General features: G+C 71.0%; 15 protein-coding genes and 1 tRNA gene. 9 read left to right on the forward strand and 7 right to left on the reverse strand.

Translation table 11 applies throughout. The features are described from left to right. Positions 1-34: 34 nt before the first annotated feature. The 3 genes from pyk to HHX37_RS09090 all read left to right on the forward strand — a co-directional run bounded on the left by pyk (position 35) and on the right by HHX37_RS09090 (position 5,398). Positions 35-1,468 carry a pyruvate kinase gene (pyk, locus tag HHX37_RS09080; RefSeq protein WP_182877142.1) on the forward strand — a complete coding sequence of 478 codons (1,434 nt, stop codon included), beginning with the start codon at positions 35-37 and terminating at the stop codon, positions 1,466-1,468. A 163-nt stretch (positions 1,469-1,631) separates the two neighbouring features. Beyond that, on the forward strand, positions 1,632-3,413 hold the full coding sequence (locus tag HHX37_RS09085; protein ID WP_182879027.1) for an ABC transporter ATP-binding protein: 1,782 nt from the start codon (positions 1,632-1,634) through the stop codon (positions 3,411-3,413). Positions 3,414-3,571: 158 nt separating this feature from the next. Then, positions 3,572-5,398, forward strand: a complete 1,827-nt coding sequence (locus HHX37_RS09090; RefSeq protein ID WP_220502731.1) for an ABC transporter ATP-binding protein — start codon at positions 3,572-3,574, stop codon at positions 5,396-5,398. Between the two features lie 27 nt (positions 5,399-5,425). Here the strand turns inward: HHX37_RS09090 and HHX37_RS09095 are convergent, their stop codons facing one another. Both HHX37_RS09095 and HHX37_RS09100 read right to left on the reverse strand, forming a co-directional pair. Further along, positions 5,426-6,196 carry a helix-turn-helix domain-containing protein gene (locus tag HHX37_RS09095; protein WP_182885121.1) on the reverse strand — a complete coding sequence of 257 codons (771 nt, stop codon included), beginning with the start codon at positions 6,194-6,196 and terminating at the stop codon, positions 5,426-5,428. Between the two features lie 58 nt (positions 6,197-6,254). After that, positions 6,255-6,329: transfer RNA gene (locus HHX37_RS09100), tRNA-Leu, on the reverse strand. Between the two features lie 120 nt (positions 6,330-6,449). On the opposite strand from HHX37_RS09100, the gene HHX37_RS09105 reads away from it, so the two are divergent. Next, complete coding sequence (locus HHX37_RS09105; RefSeq protein WP_310737881.1) at positions 6,450-7,046, forward strand: ANTAR domain-containing response regulator; 597 nt, start codon at positions 6,450-6,452, stop codon at positions 7,044-7,046. A 211-nt stretch (positions 7,047-7,257) separates the two neighbouring features. Further along, positions 7,258-8,559 (forward strand): ABC transporter substrate-binding protein, encoded by a 1,302-nt coding sequence (locus tag HHX37_RS09110; protein WP_182879025.1) that lies wholly within the window; start codon positions 7,258-7,260, stop codon positions 8,557-8,559. Between the two features lie 50 nt (positions 8,560-8,609). Here the strand turns inward: HHX37_RS09110 and HHX37_RS09115 are convergent, their stop codons facing one another. Next, complete coding sequence (locus tag HHX37_RS09115; protein ID WP_220502732.1) at positions 8,610-10,487, reverse strand: ABC transporter ATP-binding protein; 1,878 nt, start codon at positions 10,485-10,487, stop codon at positions 8,610-8,612. A 216-nt stretch (positions 10,488-10,703) separates the two neighbouring features. On the opposite strand from HHX37_RS09115, the gene HHX37_RS09120 reads away from it, so the two are divergent. The 4 genes from HHX37_RS09120 to HHX37_RS09135 all read left to right on the forward strand — a co-directional run bounded on the left by HHX37_RS09120 (position 10,704) and on the right by HHX37_RS09135 (position 12,607). Further along, the gene (locus HHX37_RS09120) at positions 10,704-10,922 is read left to right on the forward strand and encodes a hypothetical protein (protein WP_117408730.1); all 219 of its coding nucleotides are present in this window, start codon (positions 10,704-10,706) and stop codon (positions 10,920-10,922) included. 87 nt (positions 10,923-11,009) lie between these two features. Continuing rightward, entirely contained in the window at positions 11,010-11,546 is a 537-nt protein-coding gene (locus HHX37_RS09125) for a TlpA family protein disulfide reductase (RefSeq protein WP_182885122.1), read from the forward strand. A gap of 16 nt (positions 11,547-11,562) precedes the next feature. Next, on the forward strand, positions 11,563-12,072 hold the full coding sequence (gene lepB / locus HHX37_RS09130; RefSeq protein ID WP_220502733.1) for a signal peptidase I: 510 nt from the start codon (positions 11,563-11,565) through the stop codon (positions 12,070-12,072). A gap of 1 nt (position 12,073) precedes the next feature. Beyond that, complete coding sequence (locus HHX37_RS09135) at positions 12,074-12,607, forward strand: MauE/DoxX family redox-associated membrane protein (RefSeq protein WP_182885123.1); 534 nt, start codon at positions 12,074-12,076, stop codon at positions 12,605-12,607. 19 nt (positions 12,608-12,626) lie between these two features. On the opposite strand, the gene HHX37_RS09140 is transcribed toward HHX37_RS09135, so the two are convergent. From HHX37_RS09140 to HHX37_RS09155, 4 genes are all read right to left on the reverse strand, one after another. Then, positions 12,627-13,124: a hypothetical protein gene (locus HHX37_RS09140; protein ID WP_182885124.1), complete on the reverse strand. Its 498-nt coding sequence runs from the start codon at positions 13,122-13,124 to the stop codon at positions 12,627-12,629. 119 nt (positions 13,125-13,243) lie between these two features. Continuing rightward, on the reverse strand, positions 13,244-14,137 hold the full coding sequence (locus HHX37_RS09145; RefSeq protein WP_182885125.1) for an ABC transporter ATP-binding protein: 894 nt from the start codon (positions 14,135-14,137) through the stop codon (positions 13,244-13,246). Then, positions 14,134-15,063: an ABC transporter ATP-binding protein gene (locus HHX37_RS09150; protein ID WP_117408736.1), complete on the reverse strand. Its 930-nt coding sequence runs from the start codon at positions 15,061-15,063 to the stop codon at positions 14,134-14,136. The genes HHX37_RS09145 and HHX37_RS09150 overlap by 4 nt, the downstream gene beginning before the upstream one ends. Continuing rightward, complete coding sequence (locus HHX37_RS09155; RefSeq protein ID WP_117408737.1) at positions 15,053-16,042, reverse strand: branched-chain amino acid ABC transporter permease; 990 nt, start codon at positions 16,040-16,042, stop codon at positions 15,053-15,055. The genes HHX37_RS09150 and HHX37_RS09155 overlap by 11 nt, the downstream gene beginning before the upstream one ends. Positions 16,043-16,047: the final 5 nt, after the last annotated feature.

Below are 16,047 nucleotides of genomic sequence, written 5' to 3' on the forward strand. Positions count from 1 at the left end.
ACATCGAGTGGTCTGTACCAATTAGGGTAGTGTTGTGAGTCGTCGAGCAAAGATCGTCTGTACCCTCGGGCCCGCCACCTCCTCGCCGGAGCGCCTTCGCGAGCTCATCAAGGCGGGCATGAACGTGGCCCGTTTCAACCTCTCCCACGGCAGCCACGAGCTGCACAAGGAGGTGTTCGACCGGGTCAGGGCCGCCGCCGACGAGCTTGGCTGCGCCGTCGGCGTCCTCGCCGACCTCCAGGGTCCCAAGATCCGCGTCGGACGCTTCGCCTCCGGCCCCGTCCGGCTCGGCTTCGGCGACGTCTTCACCATCACCACCGAGGACGTCCCCGGGGACCGTGACATCGTGTCCACCACCTACGATGGCCTGCCCGGTGACGTCAGTCCCGGCGACACCATCCTCGTCGACGACGGACGGCTGAACCTCGAGGTGACCGCGGTCGAGGGACCGCGCGTCGTCACCCGCGTCGTCATCGGCGGCATGATCTCCGACAACAAGGGCCTCAACCTCCCCGGCGTCGCCGTCAGCGCCCCGGCGCTCACGGAGAAGGACGAGGAGGACCTGCGCTGGGCCCTGCGCACCGGCTTCGACATGATCGCCCTGTCGTTCGTCCGGTCGCCGGAGGACGCCGCCCTCGTCCACGGGATCATGGAGGAGGAGGGCGTCCGGCTCCCGCTCCTCGCCAAGATCGAGAAGCCGCAGGCCGTCGAGTGCCTGGAGGAGATCGTCGACGCCTTCGACGGCGTGATGGTCGCCCGCGGCGACCTCGGCGTCGAGCTTCCGCTGGAGCAGGTGCCGATCGTCCAGCGCCGCATCATCGAGCTGTGCCGCGAGAAGGCCCACCCGGTCATCGTGGCCACCCAGATGCTCGACTCGATGATGAGCGCCCCGCGGCCCACCCGCGCCGAGGCGTCCGACGTCGCGTACGCGGTGATGGACGGCGCCGACGCGGTGATGCTGTCCGGCGAGACCTCGGTCGGCACCTACCCGATCGAGTCGGTGGCCACGATGGACCGCATCGCGGTCGCGGCGGAGGGCACCACGCTGCAGGCCACCCACAACCTGGACCGGCTGCCCGAGACGACCGGCGGCGCCATCGCCCGCGCGGCGGCCGAGGTCGGCGCGATCGTCAAGGCCAAGGCCCTGGTGGCGTTCACGATGTCCGGTGAGACCGCCCGCCGTCTGGCGCGCTATCGCTCGTCGATCCCGCTGCTCGCCTTCACCTCCAACCCGCAGGTGCGCGGCCAGCTGGCGCTCACCTGGGGCGTCGAGACGTTCGAGGTGCCGTTCGTCCACCACACCGACGACATGGTGCGCCAGGTGGAGGCCTCGCTGCTCGCGCTCGGCGTGTGCGAGAAGGGCGACAAGATCGTCGTCGTGGCGGGCTCCCCGCCCGGCAACCACGGGTCCACCAACGCGCTGCGCGTCCACACCGTCGGCTCTCTCGTCGCCCACCCGGCGGGCTGACACCGGCGGCCCGCGGGGCCGAGCCTTGAGGGCCCGGCCCCCGCGGGAGCTGTGATCCCCGGCGGCGGGATCAAACCGCTTGCGGGCGCGGCGTTCTTCGACGGAGCATGGCAGGAGCGAGTAATCCGTCCTGTCAGACGCCGGAGGAGCGCTGCGCCCGTTGATGGCATCCCCCCAGACCCCCGGGCCCGTCCACAGCCGGTCGTCGTGGCGCTCGCTGTGGCGGCTGCGGACCTACCTGCGGCCGTACGCCGGCAGCCTGGTCGTCTCGTGGTTCGCGGCGCTCGGCGGCATCGCGGCCGGCACGGTGATCCCCCTCGTCGGCAAAGAGATCATCGACGGGCCGGTGGCCCACGGGGACCTGGCCGGGCTGGTCCCGCTCGGGCTGCTCGCCCTCGGCCTCGGCGTGACCGAGGCGCTTCTCACGTTCGTCCGCCGGTGGTCGCAGGCAGGGCCGGTCCTCGGCCTCGAGACCGCGATCCGCGACGACCTCTACCGGCGGCTCCAGCGGCTGCCGATGAGCTTCCACGACGGGTGGCAGTCGGGCCAGCTGCTGTCCCGCGCGACGAGCGACCTGTCGACGATCCGCCGGTTCCTCGGATTCGGCGTGCTGTTCCTGATCATGAACATCCTGCAGCTCACCGCGGTGACGGTGGTGCTCCTCCGGATGTACTGGCCGCTCGGCCTGCTCGTCGCCGCCTCCTCGCTCCCGGTCGTGGCCCTGTCGCTGCGGTTCGAGCGGCGCTACATCGGCATCTCCCGCCGGCTGCAGGACCAGCAGGGCGACCTCGCGACGCTCGTCGAGGAGTCGGCCGTCGGAGTCCGCACCGTCAAGGCGTTCGGGCGGCGCGAGCACGTCTTCGGCGGGTACGCCGCCGCCGCGCGGGAGGTCCGCCGCACCGCCCTGGGGAAGGTCCGCCTGGCCTCCCGGTTCTTCACCTTCCTCGAAGTGGTGCCGAACGTCACGCTCGCACTGGTCCTGCTGCTCGGCGCGATCGCGGTCGGGGCCGGCGCGCTGACGCTCGGCACGCTGGTCGCGTTCACCACGCTGGTCCTCCAGCTCGTCTGGCCGGTCGCCTCCCTCGGTTACATCCTCGCCATGGGGCAGGAGGCGATGACCTCGGCCGACCGGGTCGTCGAGGTGCTCGACACGGTCCCCGCGATCCGCGGCGGCGCGGCCGTCATCGAGCGCCCCCGCGGCCACGTCCGCTTCGAGGGCGTGGAGTTCCGCTTCCCCGGCGCGGACCGCCCGGTGCTGCGCGACGTCTGGCTGGAGGTGCGGCCGGGGGAGACCGTCGCCGTCGTCGGGGCCACCGGTTCGGGCAAGACGACCCTGACCACCCTCGTGCCCCGCCTGTGCGACGTCACCGCGGGCCGCGTCACCATCGACGGGCACGACGTACGTCACCTGTCGCTGGCCTCGCTGCGCTCGGTGGTCGCCACCGCGTTCGAGGAGCCCACGCTGTTCTCCATGAGCGTGCGCGAGAACGTCACGCTCGGCCGGGGCGACGCCACCGAGGAGGAGATCAGGCAGGCCCTGGAGATCTCGCAGGCGACGTTCGCCTACGACCTGCCGTGGGGGCTCGACACCCGCATCGGCGAGCAGGGCATGTCGCTGTCGGGCGGCCAGCGGCAGCGGCTGGCGCTGGCCCGGGCCGTGCTCGGCCGGCCGCGCGTGCTCGTGCTCGACGACACCCTGTCGGCGCTCGACGTGGAGACCGAGGCGCTGGTGGAGGAGGCGCTGCGCCGCGTGCTCGCCGACGCCACCGGCATCGTCGTGGCCCACCGCGCCTCGACGGTGCTGCTCGCCGACCGCGTGGCGCTGCTGCGCGACGGCACCATCGCCCACGTGGGGCGCCACGGCGACCTGCTGGCCACGGTGCCGGAATACCGCGAACTGCTCGCCCAGGACGCCGGCCTCGACGCCGAGAGATCCGCGCCATGACCCACGACACCGGCAGCGAAGCGGGAAACACCGAGCAAGCCGGAGGGGCGCGCCGCCGGTCTGGACCGAGGAGTGTGCGGGAGCGAAGCGACCAAGCGCGACGAGGGAAGAGCCCGTTGCGCGCCTCCGGCGCGACCCCGGCGGATGTGAGCGCACCGATGAGCGAAGCGGGAAACACCGCCTGGCGGGGGGTCGCGGCGGAGGACCGGGACGAGATCTCCGAACGGGTCTCCCTGCTGCTGCGGACCCGGTCCCGCCGCCTGCTCGGCGACCTGCTCCGCCCGCACCGCCGGGCGATCGCCGTGCTCACCGCGGTCATCGTCGTGTCCAACGCCGCCGGGCTGGCCCTGCCGTACCTGGTGAAGAGGGGCATCGACGACGGGATCCCACCGATGCTGCGGGGGCAGGGCGCGGGGACCCTGCTGGCCGTCGTGGCCGCGGTGCTGCTGGCCGCGCTCACGCAGGCACTCACCCGGCAGGCGTTCCTGCAGATGGCGGGCCGGATCGGGCAGGACACCCTGCTGGAGCTGCGCCGCCGGGTCTTCGACCACTTCCAGCGGCTGTCGCTGTCGTTCCACGAGAAGTACACCTCAGGGCGGGTCATCTCCCGGCTGACCTCCGACGTGGACGCGATCGCCGAACTGCTCGACTCCGGGTTCGACGGCCTCGTCACCGCCGTGCTCACCCTGTGCGGCACCGCGGTCATGCTGCTGGTGCTCGACGTGCACCTCGGCCTGGTGGCGCTGCTGCCGCTGCCGGTCCTGCTGCTGTTCACCCGGTGGTTCCGCCGGGAGTCGAGCGTCACCTACCGGCGTACGCGGGAGGCCGTCGCACTGGTCATCGTCCACTTCGTCGAGTCGATGACCGGGATCCGGGCGGTGCAGGCGTTCCGCCGCGAGCCGCGCAACCAGGAGATCTTCGAGCGGCTCAACGCGGACTACCGCGACGCCAACGTGCACGGCTCGCGCCTGGTGGCCGTGTTCATGCCCGGCATCAAGCTGATCGGCAACGTCACGGTCGCCGCCGTCCTGCTGTACGGCGGCATGCTCGCCCTGCGCGGCACGGTCACGGTCGGCGTGCTCGCCGCGTTCCTGCTCTACCTGCGCCAGTTCTACGAGCCGATGCAGGAGATCTCGCAGTTCTACAACGCCCTCCAGTCGGCGGGTGCGGCGCTGGAGAAGCTGTCGGGGGTGCTCGAGGAACGGCCGGCGGTGGCCGAGCCCGCCCGTCCGGCGCCGCTGCCGAACGCCGCCGGAGCCCTGCGGTTCGAGACCGTCCGGTTCGCCTATGCCGAGGGCCCGCCGGTGCTGCCGCTGCTCGACCTGGAGATCCCCGCCGGGCAGACGGTCGCCGTCGTCGGCACGACCGGCGCGGGCAAGACCACGCTGGCCAAGCTCATCGCCCGGTTCCACGACCCGGTCGCCGGGCGGGTGCTGCTCGACGGCGTGGATCTGCGCGACCTCGACGAGGACACCCTGCGCCGCCACGTGGTGATGGTCACCCAGGAGAACTACCTGTTCAGCGGGACGATCGCGGACAACGTACGGTTCGGGCGGCCCGGCGCGCCGGACGCCGAGATCGTGCGGGCCGTGGAGGCCATCGGCGCCCACACGTTCGTCTCCACCCTCCCCGAGGGGTACGAGACGCAGGTCGGCAAGCGCGGTGGCCGGATGTCGGCGGGGCAGCGGCAGCTCGTCGCCTTCGCCCGGGCCTTCCTCGCCGACCCCGCCGTGCTGATCCTGGACGAGGCCACCTCCAGCCTCGACGTGCCCAGCGAGCGGCTCGTGCAGCGGGCGCTGCGGACGATCCTCGCCGACCGGACCGCGCTGATCATCGCCCACCGCCTGTCCACCGTCGAGATCGCCGACCGGGTGCTCGTCATGGAGCACGGCCGGATCGTGGAGGACGGCCCGCCCGACCGGCTGATCGCCCGCTCCGGGCGGTTCGCCCGCCTCCACCACGCCTGGCTCGACAGCCTCGCCTGACCGTCGCCTCGGGCGGCCATGTGATCGTCAGTACTTGGGGCCCACGAACTGGTCGAGGCGGGCCACGGCGTCGCGTCTGGCGACCGAGATCTCGTTGGGTTTGTTGTGACGCCATGCGACGCCGAGCCGGTCCAGCGTCTCGCCGCACAGCCGCAGGATGTCGGCCGACTCGTTCTTGAACAGGTATCGCGGGTACTCGTACCACTTGTCCTCCCCGCCGACCGGCCGCCGGACCCGGTTCGTCCCCCGGTAGCCGTCCGAGTGGATGAGACCGCGTGCGAAGAGCCCCGGATGCTCGGCGACGATCTCCTCCTGCCAGCCCGCCAGCACGATGGCCCGCTGATGCTTCTTCCCCGGCCCATGCTGCGGAAAGAGATGGGGCCAGTGCATCGAATAACTGTTGACCTCGCTGCAGCCCTGCTTCTGCAGGATGCGGACCCGGTTGAGCGGGCGGATCGCCGTCATCGCCCGCGCGCATTCGTCCCGGAGGCCGGGCCACGAGTCCGCGCACATGATTCGCAGCGACCAGACCCGCTTGCCCGGGTCGCCTACCACGCTGATGCAGCCGTCTCCCAGATACAGGCCCAGCAGATAGGCGTAGGCACCGGGCGGCTCCGGCATTGTGGGGATCTCCTCGCAGCGCGGGCAGGTCGCGGCCCGGGCGGGAAGCCGCTCGGGGTGGTCCCGCCACTCACGGAGCGTCGAGATGGAGATGCCGAGTTGACGGCTCGTCTGCGTCAGGGTGAGACCGGAGGCGAGGAGACGGAGAGCTCGGCGGCGAGTCGAGGAGTCGTACACGCGCCTGATCGTGACAGTCGCCACCGACAGTTTCCGAGTGGACGCGAAGAGTGAAAAGTGCCCCGGGTGGGACTCGAACCCACACTGTACGGGTTTTGAATCCGCTCCCTCATGCCAATTGGGGTACCGGGGCTCCAATCCGGACTTTACCTACTTTGTCCGAACCCGTCGCGCAGCAGCCTACCAAACAGGTGATCACTCACGAGGCCCCTGGCGTGGTTCCAATGTAGCGGACATCGGTAACCTCTTGTGCGTGAGTACGCAGCGGCGAGTGGTGATCGCGGAAGACGAGGCGCTGATCCGCCTCGACCTGAAGGAGATGCTCGAAGAGGACGGCTACGCCGTGGTCGGGGAGGCCGGTGACGGAGAGACGGCGGTCAAACTGGCCCTGGAGCTCCGTCCGGACCTGGTGATCCTGGATGTGAAGATGCCGGTGCTCGACGGGATCTCCGCGGCGGAGCGCATCGTGTCGGAACGGATCGCCCCCTGTCTCATCCTCACCGCGTTCTCGCAGCGCGACCTGGTGGAGCGGGCCAGGGACGCGGGGGCCATGGCCTATCTGGTCAAGCCGTTCACCAAGGGCGACCTGGTCCCCGCGATCGAGATGGCGGTCAGCCGGCACGAGGAGATGGCCGCGCTGGAGAAGGAGGTCTCCACGCTGTCGGAGCGGCTGGAGACCAGGAAGCTGGTGGAGCGGGCGAAGGGCCTGCTCATGGCCCAGCACGGGTGGACCGAGCCGCAGGCGTTCCGGTGGATCCAGAAGGCGTCGATGGACCGGCGCATGAGCATGCGCCAGGTGGCGCAGATCGTGGTGAACGAGAACGGCGGCGGGGCCCCGGCGTCCGCCTGACCACGCGCCCGTGCTGATCGTCTGGGAGAAGACTCCTGGTCAGGGGCGTGCGCCGCTAAGTTGAGGAGTTATTACGACTCCGCATCCAAGTGCGGACAGTTCTGATGCATCCCTGGTCCGGGGCGCCCCCGCCTATGTACCTTTCAGCCAGTCGATCGGGACAGTCGGCAGCGCTGACGGATTCCCGGGCCTGGATGAAGGAGATGCTTTCATGATCCGCATTGCCCCCCTCGGGCGGGCTCTGGCCGTCGCCGCGGCCGCCACCCTCGCGCTGGCGGCCTGTGGCGGTGGCGAGGACAGCGCCGCCCCGAGTGCCTCGGCCCCGGCGCCGGCGGCCTCCTCGGCGGCCCCCGCCGCCGCGCAGGGCGACGGCGTCCTCACCATCGGCACGTTGCTGCCCCAGACCGGTTCGCTCGCCTTCCTCGGCCCGCCGGAGTTCGCCGGTGTGAAGCTGGCCGTGAAGGAGATCAACGACGCCGGCGGTGTCCTCGGCAAGCCGGTGACCGAGATCGACACGGACTCGGGTGACACCTCCACCAACATTGCCTCCCAGTCTGTCGACAAGTTGCTGCAGCAGAAGGCCGACGTGGTCGTGGGCGCCGCGTCGTCCTCGGTGTCGCTGTCGGTCATCGACAAGATCACTGGTGCGGGCGTCGTGCAGATCTCGCCGGCGAACACCTCCGACCAGTTCACCACGTACGACGACAAGGGCCTGTACTTCCGCACCGCCCCGCCGGACGTGCTGCAGGGCCGGGTGCTCGGCGACCTGATCCTCGCCGACGGCAACGACACGGTGGGCATCCTCGCCCTCCAGGACGCGTACGGCACGGGTCTCGCCGACAACGTGCAGAAGGCGGTCGAGGGCGGCGGCGGCGAGGTCGTGGAGAAGGTCATCTACGACCCGAAGGCGGCCGACTACTCGGCCGACGTCGCCAAGATCAAGGAGAAGAACCCCAAGGCCGTCGCGCTGATCGGGTTCGACGAGACCAAGAAGATCGTCCCCGAGCTGGTCAAGCAGGGCCTGACCGCCAAGAAGGTGAAGTACTACTTCGTCGACGGCAACCTGCACAACTACGGCACCGGCAAGGACGGGTTCCCCAAGGGCACGCTCGACGGCGCGAAGGGCACCCAGCCGGGCGCCCAGGTCTCCGACGACTTCAAGGAGAAGCTGAAGTCGGTCGACCCGAGCCTGAAGGACTTCAACTACGGCCCCGAGTCGTACGACGCCACGATCCTCACCGCGCTCGCGGCGACCGCCGCCAAGAGCGACGCCGGCAAGGACATCGCGGCCCACCTGAAGGAGGTGTCCACCGGCGGCGAGAAGTGCAAGGACTTCAAGTCCTGCGCCGACCTGCTGGCCGCGGGCAAGGACATCGACTTCGACGGCGCGTCGGGCCCGATCGAGTTCAACGACGCCGGTGACCCGGCCGAGGCCACGATCGGCATCTACGAGTACGGCGCCGACAACAACAACAAGAACACCTCCTTCAACACCGGCAAGATCGCCGGCTAGGCGGGCGGCACGACGGGGGCGGGCCGGTCCGACCGGCCCGCCCCCGCGCGTCATCCGGGCGGGCCGGGTTCCGTCATCGCCGGCCGGTCCGGCTCGCGGTATCCGGACGCCTGGATCGTGAACATGCGGGCGTAGACGCCGCCCGCGGCCATCAGCTCGTCGTGCGTGCCCTGCTCGGCGACGACGCCGTTCTCCAGGACGACCAGCACGTCGGCGTCGCGCACCGCGCCGAGGCGGTGGGAGATGAGCAGGCTCGTCCGGCCCCGGCGGTGCTCCTTCAGCCTGGTGTGCAGTTCGTGCTCGGCCTCGGCGTCCAGCCCCGAGCTCGGCTCGTCGAGGATCAGCACGTCGCGGTCGCCGCGCAGCATCGCCCGCGCGACGGCGACCCGCTGCCCTTGCCCCCCGGACAGGAAGACGCCCTCCTCGTCGTCGGATGAGTCGAAGAACACCCGGGTGATCAGGGTGTCGTATCCCCGGGGCAGCGCGGCGACGAACTCCTCCGCCCCGGCCCTGCGCGCCGCCTCCCGCACCGCCGCCCGGTCGGTGAACCTGTCCAGGTCGCCGAGCCCGATGTTCTCGCCGGCGGTCATGTCGTACTGCATGTAGTCCTGGAAGACGCCGGAGATCCGGGCGCGCAGGACGGCCGGGTCGATCTCCCGCAGGTCCACCCCGTCCCACAGCACGGCGCCCTTGTCCGGGTCGTAGAACCGGCACAGCAACTTGACCAGCGTGCTCTTGCCCGACCCGTTGCCGCCGACGAGGCCGACGCCGCGGCCGTACGGCACCACCAGGCTGACCCCGCGCAGGACCCACGGATGTTCGGGGCCGTACCTGAACCACACGTCGCGGAACTCGATGCCGCCCGTGAGCGGGGGGAGCTCACGCCTGGTTCCCCGCAGGTCGGGCTCGGTGCCCACGACCGCCAGGTAGTGCTGGAAGAGCAGCAGCCGGCGCGCGGCGACGGCGATCTCGGTGATGATGCCGGACAGGCCCGCCTGCACGCCCGCGACGGACGCCACGAACATGGACACGTCGCCGACGGACAGCGCCCCGCGCCCGGCCTGGGTGATCGCCCAGACCAGTCCGCCCCCCGCCACCAGGGCGGCCGTCAGGCCGAGGGCGAGCTGGATGCGCAGCTCGCTCCGGTCGAGCCCACGCCGCTCGCGCTCGGCGACCGACCGCTCGCGCAGCATGCGGTCGTGCAGGAACGCGGCCAGCCCGAAGAGGCGGATCTCCTTGGCCGCGTTGGCGCTCGACAACAGGGTGGCGTACAGGAACTCGCGTCGTTCCACCGGGCCCAGCCGCCAGTCGGAGGCGGCCCGGCGGCGGGCCAGCACGAGTTCGGCGCCGAGGATCGGCACCGCGCCGAGCAGCAGCACCACCGCCATCGGAGGGCTGATCGTCAGCAGCGAGACCAGGAAGCCGGCCAAGGTGATCAGGCCGCCGGCGACGGCGAACACGGCGTTGAGCACCTGGCCCGGGGTCGACCCGCCGGCCTGGGTGGCCAGCCGGAGCCGGTCGATGAAGACGGGGTCCTCGAACCGGGCGAGCCCGCTCAGCCGGCTCACGGCCGTGTAGAGCCGGTCCTGCGCCAGCAGGCTGATCCGGCGGTCCAGCTCGTTGCCGGCGAACCGCCGTACGGAGGGCTGCACGCCTGCCACCAGGCCGAGCGCCATCAGCGCCAGCGCGGGGCCCAGCACGTCCGGCAGCGCGCCCGGACCGCCGGCCAGCCGGTCCAGCACCAGTTTGGTCAGCCAGGCGACGGCCACCGGAACGCCGGACGAGACGGCGGTGACGGCGGCGATCGACACGGCCCAGACGGCTCCGGCCCGCCACGCCATCGTCAGCGCGATCCACGGCCCGGCCGGGGGACGGCGCCACCGCACGCGACGTTCCTGCGACCGCTTCACCCGAACAGATTCGGTCATGGAAAATCACCTGACAAGAGCTTGAATTTGCCCGGGCCGCCGGTATTATGCGCCGCATTTTCCGGAAGCCGGGCCCGTGCGAGCGGTATGGCCGGGCGTATTCGGTGAATGACTCTCCGTCGTTCCGGCTCGTACGGAATGCCTTGACCCTTCTGTACGCGCCGTGTAACCATCCGAGAGAAGTTCACGTTCGGATAATGCAGGAGAAGGAGGGAAATGTTCGAGTCGATGGCACGGCTCGGCGACCGGCTGCTCGGCAGGCTGGTGCCCAGAGTGACGGCGAGCGCGGCCTGCACCAACTGCTTCGGGTGCTGGGAGCAGGGCTGCGGCTGTCAGGGAAACAACAGGTGGGCCTACCGATACTGCTGGCAGTGTCAGAGCGGCGGCTGTATCGCGGTGTTCAGCACCTGCGTCTCGTCGTCCAACTGCCTGTGAAATGCCGGGTTGCGCCTGCCGCTGCAGGCGGGCGCGGCCCCCGCGTTTCCGTGTCTGTAACGTGAATTCAACCTCGGGAGCGTGCTCATGACGTTGCTGGTGGCCGGATTGGTCGCGGTCGGGGCCGTCGCGATAATCGACCTGCTGCTCACGGTGGCCGTTATCCGCCGGCTGCGCGAGCATTCGGACCTGTTGCGGCAGACGATGAATTCCGGCTTCTCCGCGTCCGTCGTTGCGCCGGTCGGGACGGAAATCGGAGCGTTCACGGCGACGACGACGACCGGTGCCACCATCGGCGACGGGGACGTGGCCTCGGGGACGGTGGTCGCCTTCCTGTCGGCCGGATGTGAGCCCTGCCGGACCAGGCTGCCGCAGTTCGTGGCGTACGCGAAGAACGCGGATCTGCGCGCCGTGGCGGTGATGATGGACGGCGACCGGGACGACCCGCGCTTCCAGGAGATGCTCTCGGCTCTGGAGTCCGTGGGCGAGGTGATCGTGGAGGAGTTCGGCAAGCCCGTCTGGCAGGCGTTCCGCGTCCAGGGCACCCCCGCCTTCGTCGCGACCGGGAACGGCAGGATCGTCTCGACGGACCTGCCGGGGGCGGCCGACCCGGTGCTCGCGTGACCGGCGGGACGCGGCCGTGAGACCGGTCCGCCACCCGCTGCCACGGTCCCCGCACAGGGTGGAGCGCCGGGTGGTGACGGCGGCGCTCGTGGCGGCCGTCACCGTGGCGGCCGCGCTCGTCGTCCGGCGCTGTCTCGTCGTGGTCGACCTGGTGGGCCGGAGCATGGAGCCGGCCTACCGCGACGGCGACCGGCTGCTCGTACGCAGGAGCCGGCGTCCGCGGGCGGACGACGTGGTGGTGTTCTTCAACCCCCTGGCGGCGGCGGGCAGCACGGGCCGCCCGGGCCGGGCGTGGATGGTCAAGCGCGTCGTCGCGGTCGCGGGGGAGCCCGTCCCCGAGGAGGTCGCCGCGGCGGGAGAGCGGGTGGCGGGAGGGGACGGCGCGGGCTCGCCGCGCGTGCCGCCCGGTCACATGGTGGTGCTGGGCGACAACCGCGGCCACAGCCTGGACTCCCGTCAGCTCGGCCCGGTTCCCGTCGGCCTGGTGCTGGGCCGGGTCGTGCGGCGGATCTCGGGGGGCCGGTGAGATGACGTTTCCCCAGCACGCCGTCCAGGTCCTGCTGATCGCGATCTTCACGGTCTCCGCGTCAGGGAAGGCCAGGGACCCGGGGAGCTTCGCGCGGTCGCTGGAGGCGCTGCGCGTCGTGCCGCGCGCCGCCGTCCTGCCGGTCGCGTGGGTCGTCGTCCTCGCCGAGGGGGTCACGGCCGTGCTCCTCGCGGCGTCCTTCGCGCGGGCGTGGCTGGCGCCGTACGGGCTGGTCCTGGCGGCGGCGCTGCTGGCCGTGCTCACGGCGGGGCTCGTGGTCGCGCTGCGGAGCGGGCGGCGGGCCCGCTGTCACTGCTTCGGCAGGAGCGGAGCCGTCGTCGGGAGACGGCACGTCGTGCGCAACCTTCTCCTGGCGGCCGCGGCGCTCGCGGTCGCGCCGGGGGAGCCCGCCGGTTTCACGCCCACGGGATGGTTCGCCCTCGCGGTGCTGACGGGGCTCGCCGCCGCCGTGCTCGTGATCGCCATGGACGACATCGTCTCCCTGGTCACGCCTGTCACGGACGCCGGCAGGTGACGTGGGCCGGCAGGTGACATCAGGGGCGGTCGCAGGCGGCCAGGACGGCGGCGGACGCCGTGCGGTACTCGCGCAGCAGGCGGGGCCGCCGGGAGTCCTCCGTACGGGCGAGGGAGAGGGTGCGGGCGAGCCGGTCGACGGCCCTGACGGCGGGAGCGGCCGGGGCGGGCAGCCGGGGACCGTACATCGCCAGCGTCCCGCGCAGGTAACCGAAACGGCCGCGTACGTCGCCGTCCCAGTGCTGGGCCTCCTCCTGCCCGGGGGGCAGCAGCGACAGCCCCAGATAGCCGACGGCCGACACGACGCGGGCGCAGGGGTCGTCCCCGGACTCCGCCCCGGTCACGTACACGGCTCCCGCGGCGTCCGGCGAAGCGGTCGCGGGACGCGAGGCGGTAGCGGGGCGCGAGGCGGGTGCGGCCGCGGGCCCGTGGTCCGGTGACCGGCAGGCGGACAGGTTCGCGACGAGCGTGGTGACCGTTGTGACGACCAGCGCCGCCCGGAGGAAGCTTCGCGGCATACGCCTCATTGTGCGCGCGAAGGGTGCCGGTCGGATGCGGATACGGTCACAGCTCCACGACGAGGACCCCGGCGGAGGGTTCCCGCCGGGGTCCTGAGAAGGGGTACGTGCGGCCGGGCTCAGGCCCGCGCGAGCGTGCCCAGGTAGAGCTGGATGACCTTGGGGTCGTTGATCAGGTCGCGGCCGCTGGCCATGTAGGCGTTGCGGCCCTGGTCCAGCACATAGCCGCGGTGGCAGATCTGCAGGCAGCGGCGGGCGTTCTGCTCCACCATGATCACGGTAACGCCCGCCTTGTTGATCTGCTGGGCCTGGATGAAGACCAGGTCCTGCAGCTTGGGCGACAGTCCCGCGGAGGGCTCGTCGAGCAGCAGGACCGACGGCTCGGTCATCAGCGCGCGGCCCATGGCGACCATCTGCCGCTCGCCGCCGGACAGCGAGCCCGCGCGCTGCTTGCGGCGTTCCCGCAGGGCGGGGAAGATCTCGCAGACGAACTCGAACCGCTCCTTGAACCTGCCGGGCACCTGGTAGGCGCCCATCTCCAGGTTCTCCTCGATGGTGAGGCTGGGGAAGACGTTGTTCGTCTGCGGGACGTAGCCCACCCCCCGCGACACCAGCGCGTGCGCCTTGAGGTTGGTGATGTCCTCGCCGTCCAGGGTGACCGAGCCGCTGCGTACGGGCACGAGCCCGAACAGGGTCTTGAGCAGGGTCGACTTCCCGGCGCCGTTGGGGCCGATGATGCCGATCAGCTCGCCCTTCTTCACGTACAGGTCGGCGCCGTTGAGGATGTTGACGCCGGGGATGTAACCGGCGTACAGCTCGTCGGCGCGCAGCAGCGCGCTCTCGGCCCCGGCGACGTGCTCGGAGCGGTCGGTGACGGCCGCCCGCGAGACGCTCCCGGCGCCGTCGTCCGTCCCCTCAGCGGCCGACGCGGCCGCCGACGTGGTCGCCTCCGCGGGCTCCGGCGTGACGGTCTCCTCCGGCGTGACGGGGCGGTCCGGCCCGGCTGCGCTCATGCCTTCTCCTCGATCTCGGCTTCCAGCTCGGCCTCGGCCTCCTGCAGCTGCTCCTCGAACTCCTCTGCCGACATCGGCGCGTCGTGGTGGGCGCCCAAGTACGCGTCGACCACCCGCTGGTCGGACATGATGGTGTCCGGCGGCCCCTCCGCGATCACGGCGCCCTGCGCCATCACCACGACCCAGTCGCTGATGTCGCGGACCATGTCCATGTCGTGCTCGACGAAGAGCACCGTCATGCCCTCCTCGCGCAGGTCCTTCACGTGCGAGAGGAGCGACTGGGTCAGGGCCGGGTTCACGCCCGCCATGGGCTCGTCCAGCATGACCAGCTCGGGGCCGACCATCAGCGCCCGGGCCATCTCCAGCAGCTTGCGCTGGCCGCCGGACAGCGAGCCCGCGAAGTCGTCGCGCTTGGCGTCGAGCTTGAAGCGTTCGAGAAGCTCCTCGGCCCGCTCGGTGATCTCGTCCTCCTGGCGGCGCCAGCTGCCCGGGACGAGCGCGCGGAAGAAGTTCTCCCCGCGCTGGTTCTGCGCGCCGAGCCGCATGTTCTCCATCACCGTAAGCTTCGACAGCGCCTTGGTGAGCTGGAACGTGCGCACCATGCCCGTGCGGGCCACCCGGTGCGCGGGCACGCCCTTGAGCTGCCTGCCGTTGAAGGTCCACGACCCCTCGTCGGCGCTGTCGAAGCCCGTGAGCTGGTTGAAGAACGTCGTCTTGCCGGCGCCGTTCGGGCCGATGAGCGCGGTGATCGACCCGCGCTGGATCTCCAGGTGGGCGACGTCGACGGCGGTGAGGCCGCCGAAGCGGCGTACGACGTTGTCGACGACGAGGATGGGGTCGGGCTTGGCGACCCCCGGCTCGCGATCGAGGCCCGCGAAGGCGGCCAGCGCCGCCGCCTTCTTCGTCGTGGTGCTGTCAGCGTGCATCGAGCGCGATCTCCCTCTTGTCGCCGAAGATGCCCTGGGGCCGGAAGATGAGCAGGAGCATCAGGCCGAGGCCGACCAGCATGAACCGGACGGCGCCGATGTTGTTCACGGTGAACAGCGAGGGGAGCAGCCCGGCCGAGACGGCCTCGCTGAGCGTGTTCCCGACGAAGACCAGCAGCACCCAGAAGATCGCGGCGCCGACGACGGGGCTGAAGACGCGGGCCGCGCCGCCGAGGATCACGATCGTGTACGCGTAGAAGGTGAACTCGGTGCTGAACAGGTCGGGCTGCACCGACGCCTGGCCGAGCGCGAACAGGAAGCCGCCGAGGCAGCCGACCAGGCCGCCGAGCACCAGGGCCTGCATCTTGTAGGAGAAGACGTTCTTGCCGAGGCTGCGCACGGCGTCCTCGTCCTCGCGGATGGCCTTGAGCACCCGGCCCCACGGGCTCTTCATGAGCAGGTAGACCAGCCCGCAGCAGATCGCGATGAGCACCCAGCCGACGGTCAGGATCCAGGTCACCCGCTCGTTGAAGCTGATCGGGCCGATGCCGTACGTGCCGGGGGCGTAGGGGTTCATCGCGAAGAAGTCGCCGGAGAAGTTCTGCCGGCCGTCCGAGCCGCCGAAGACGCTGCTGAACTTGACCGATCTGAAGACGAGCCGGACGATCTCGGCCGCCGCGATGGTGACGATCGCGAGGTAGTCGGCCCGCAGCCGCAGGGTGGGGATGCCGAGCAGGAAGGCCAGCACGATGGTGGCGGCCAGGCCGATCGCGATGCCCAGCCAGAACGGCAGGTGGAAGGTGGCCACCGTGACGGCCATGCCGTACGCGGCGACGCCGAGGAAGGCCGCCTGGCCGAAGTTGAGCAGCCCGGCGTAGCCGAACTGGATGTTGACGCCGATCGCGGCGAGCGCGTAGACGACGGTCTCCAGGCCGATCGAGGCCTTGACCGTGGTGATGAGGATTGCGTTCCAGTCCACGTGTG

The organism is Microbispora sp. H10885 (assembly GCF_014161415.1).
GTDB lineage: Bacteria > Actinomycetota > Actinomycetes > Streptosporangiales > Streptosporangiaceae > Microbispora > Microbispora triticiradicis.

Bases quoted from the DNA above. Each gene is read 5' to 3' on its own strand.
- HHX37_RS09085 (WP_182879027.1), top strand. From the start codon at position 1,632: ATGGCATCCCCCCAGACCCCCGGGCCCGTCCACAGCCGGTCGTCGTGG.
- HHX37_RS09125 (WP_182885122.1), top strand. From the start codon at position 11,010: ATGACGTTGCTGGTGGCCGGATTGGTCGCGGTCGGGGCCGTCGCGATA.
- HHX37_RS09150 (WP_117408736.1), bottom strand. From the start codon at position 15,063: ATGCACGCTGACAGCACCACGACGAAGAAGGCGGCGGCGCTGGCCGCC.
- HHX37_RS09140 (WP_182885124.1), bottom strand. From the start codon at position 13,124: ATGCCGCGAAGCTTCCTCCGGGCGGCGCTGGTCGTCACAACGGTCACC.
- HHX37_RS09090 (WP_220502731.1), top strand. From the start codon at position 3,572: ATGAGCGAAGCGGGAAACACCGCCTGGCGGGGGGTCGCGGCGGAGGAC.
- HHX37_RS09120 (WP_117408730.1), top strand. From the start codon at position 10,704: ATGTTCGAGTCGATGGCACGGCTCGGCGACCGGCTGCTCGGCAGGCTG.
- HHX37_RS09145 (WP_182885125.1), bottom strand. From the start codon at position 14,137: ATGAGCGCAGCCGGGCCGGACCGCCCCGTCACGCCGGAGGAGACCGTC.
- HHX37_RS09135 (WP_182885123.1), top strand. From the start codon at position 12,074: ATGACGTTTCCCCAGCACGCCGTCCAGGTCCTGCTGATCGCGATCTTC.
- HHX37_RS09110 (WP_182879025.1), top strand. From the start codon at position 7,258: ATGATCCGCATTGCCCCCCTCGGGCGGGCTCTGGCCGTCGCCGCGGCC.
- HHX37_RS09115 (WP_220502732.1), bottom strand. From the start codon at position 10,487: ATGACCGAATCTGTTCGGGTGAAGCGGTCGCAGGAACGTCGCGTGCGG.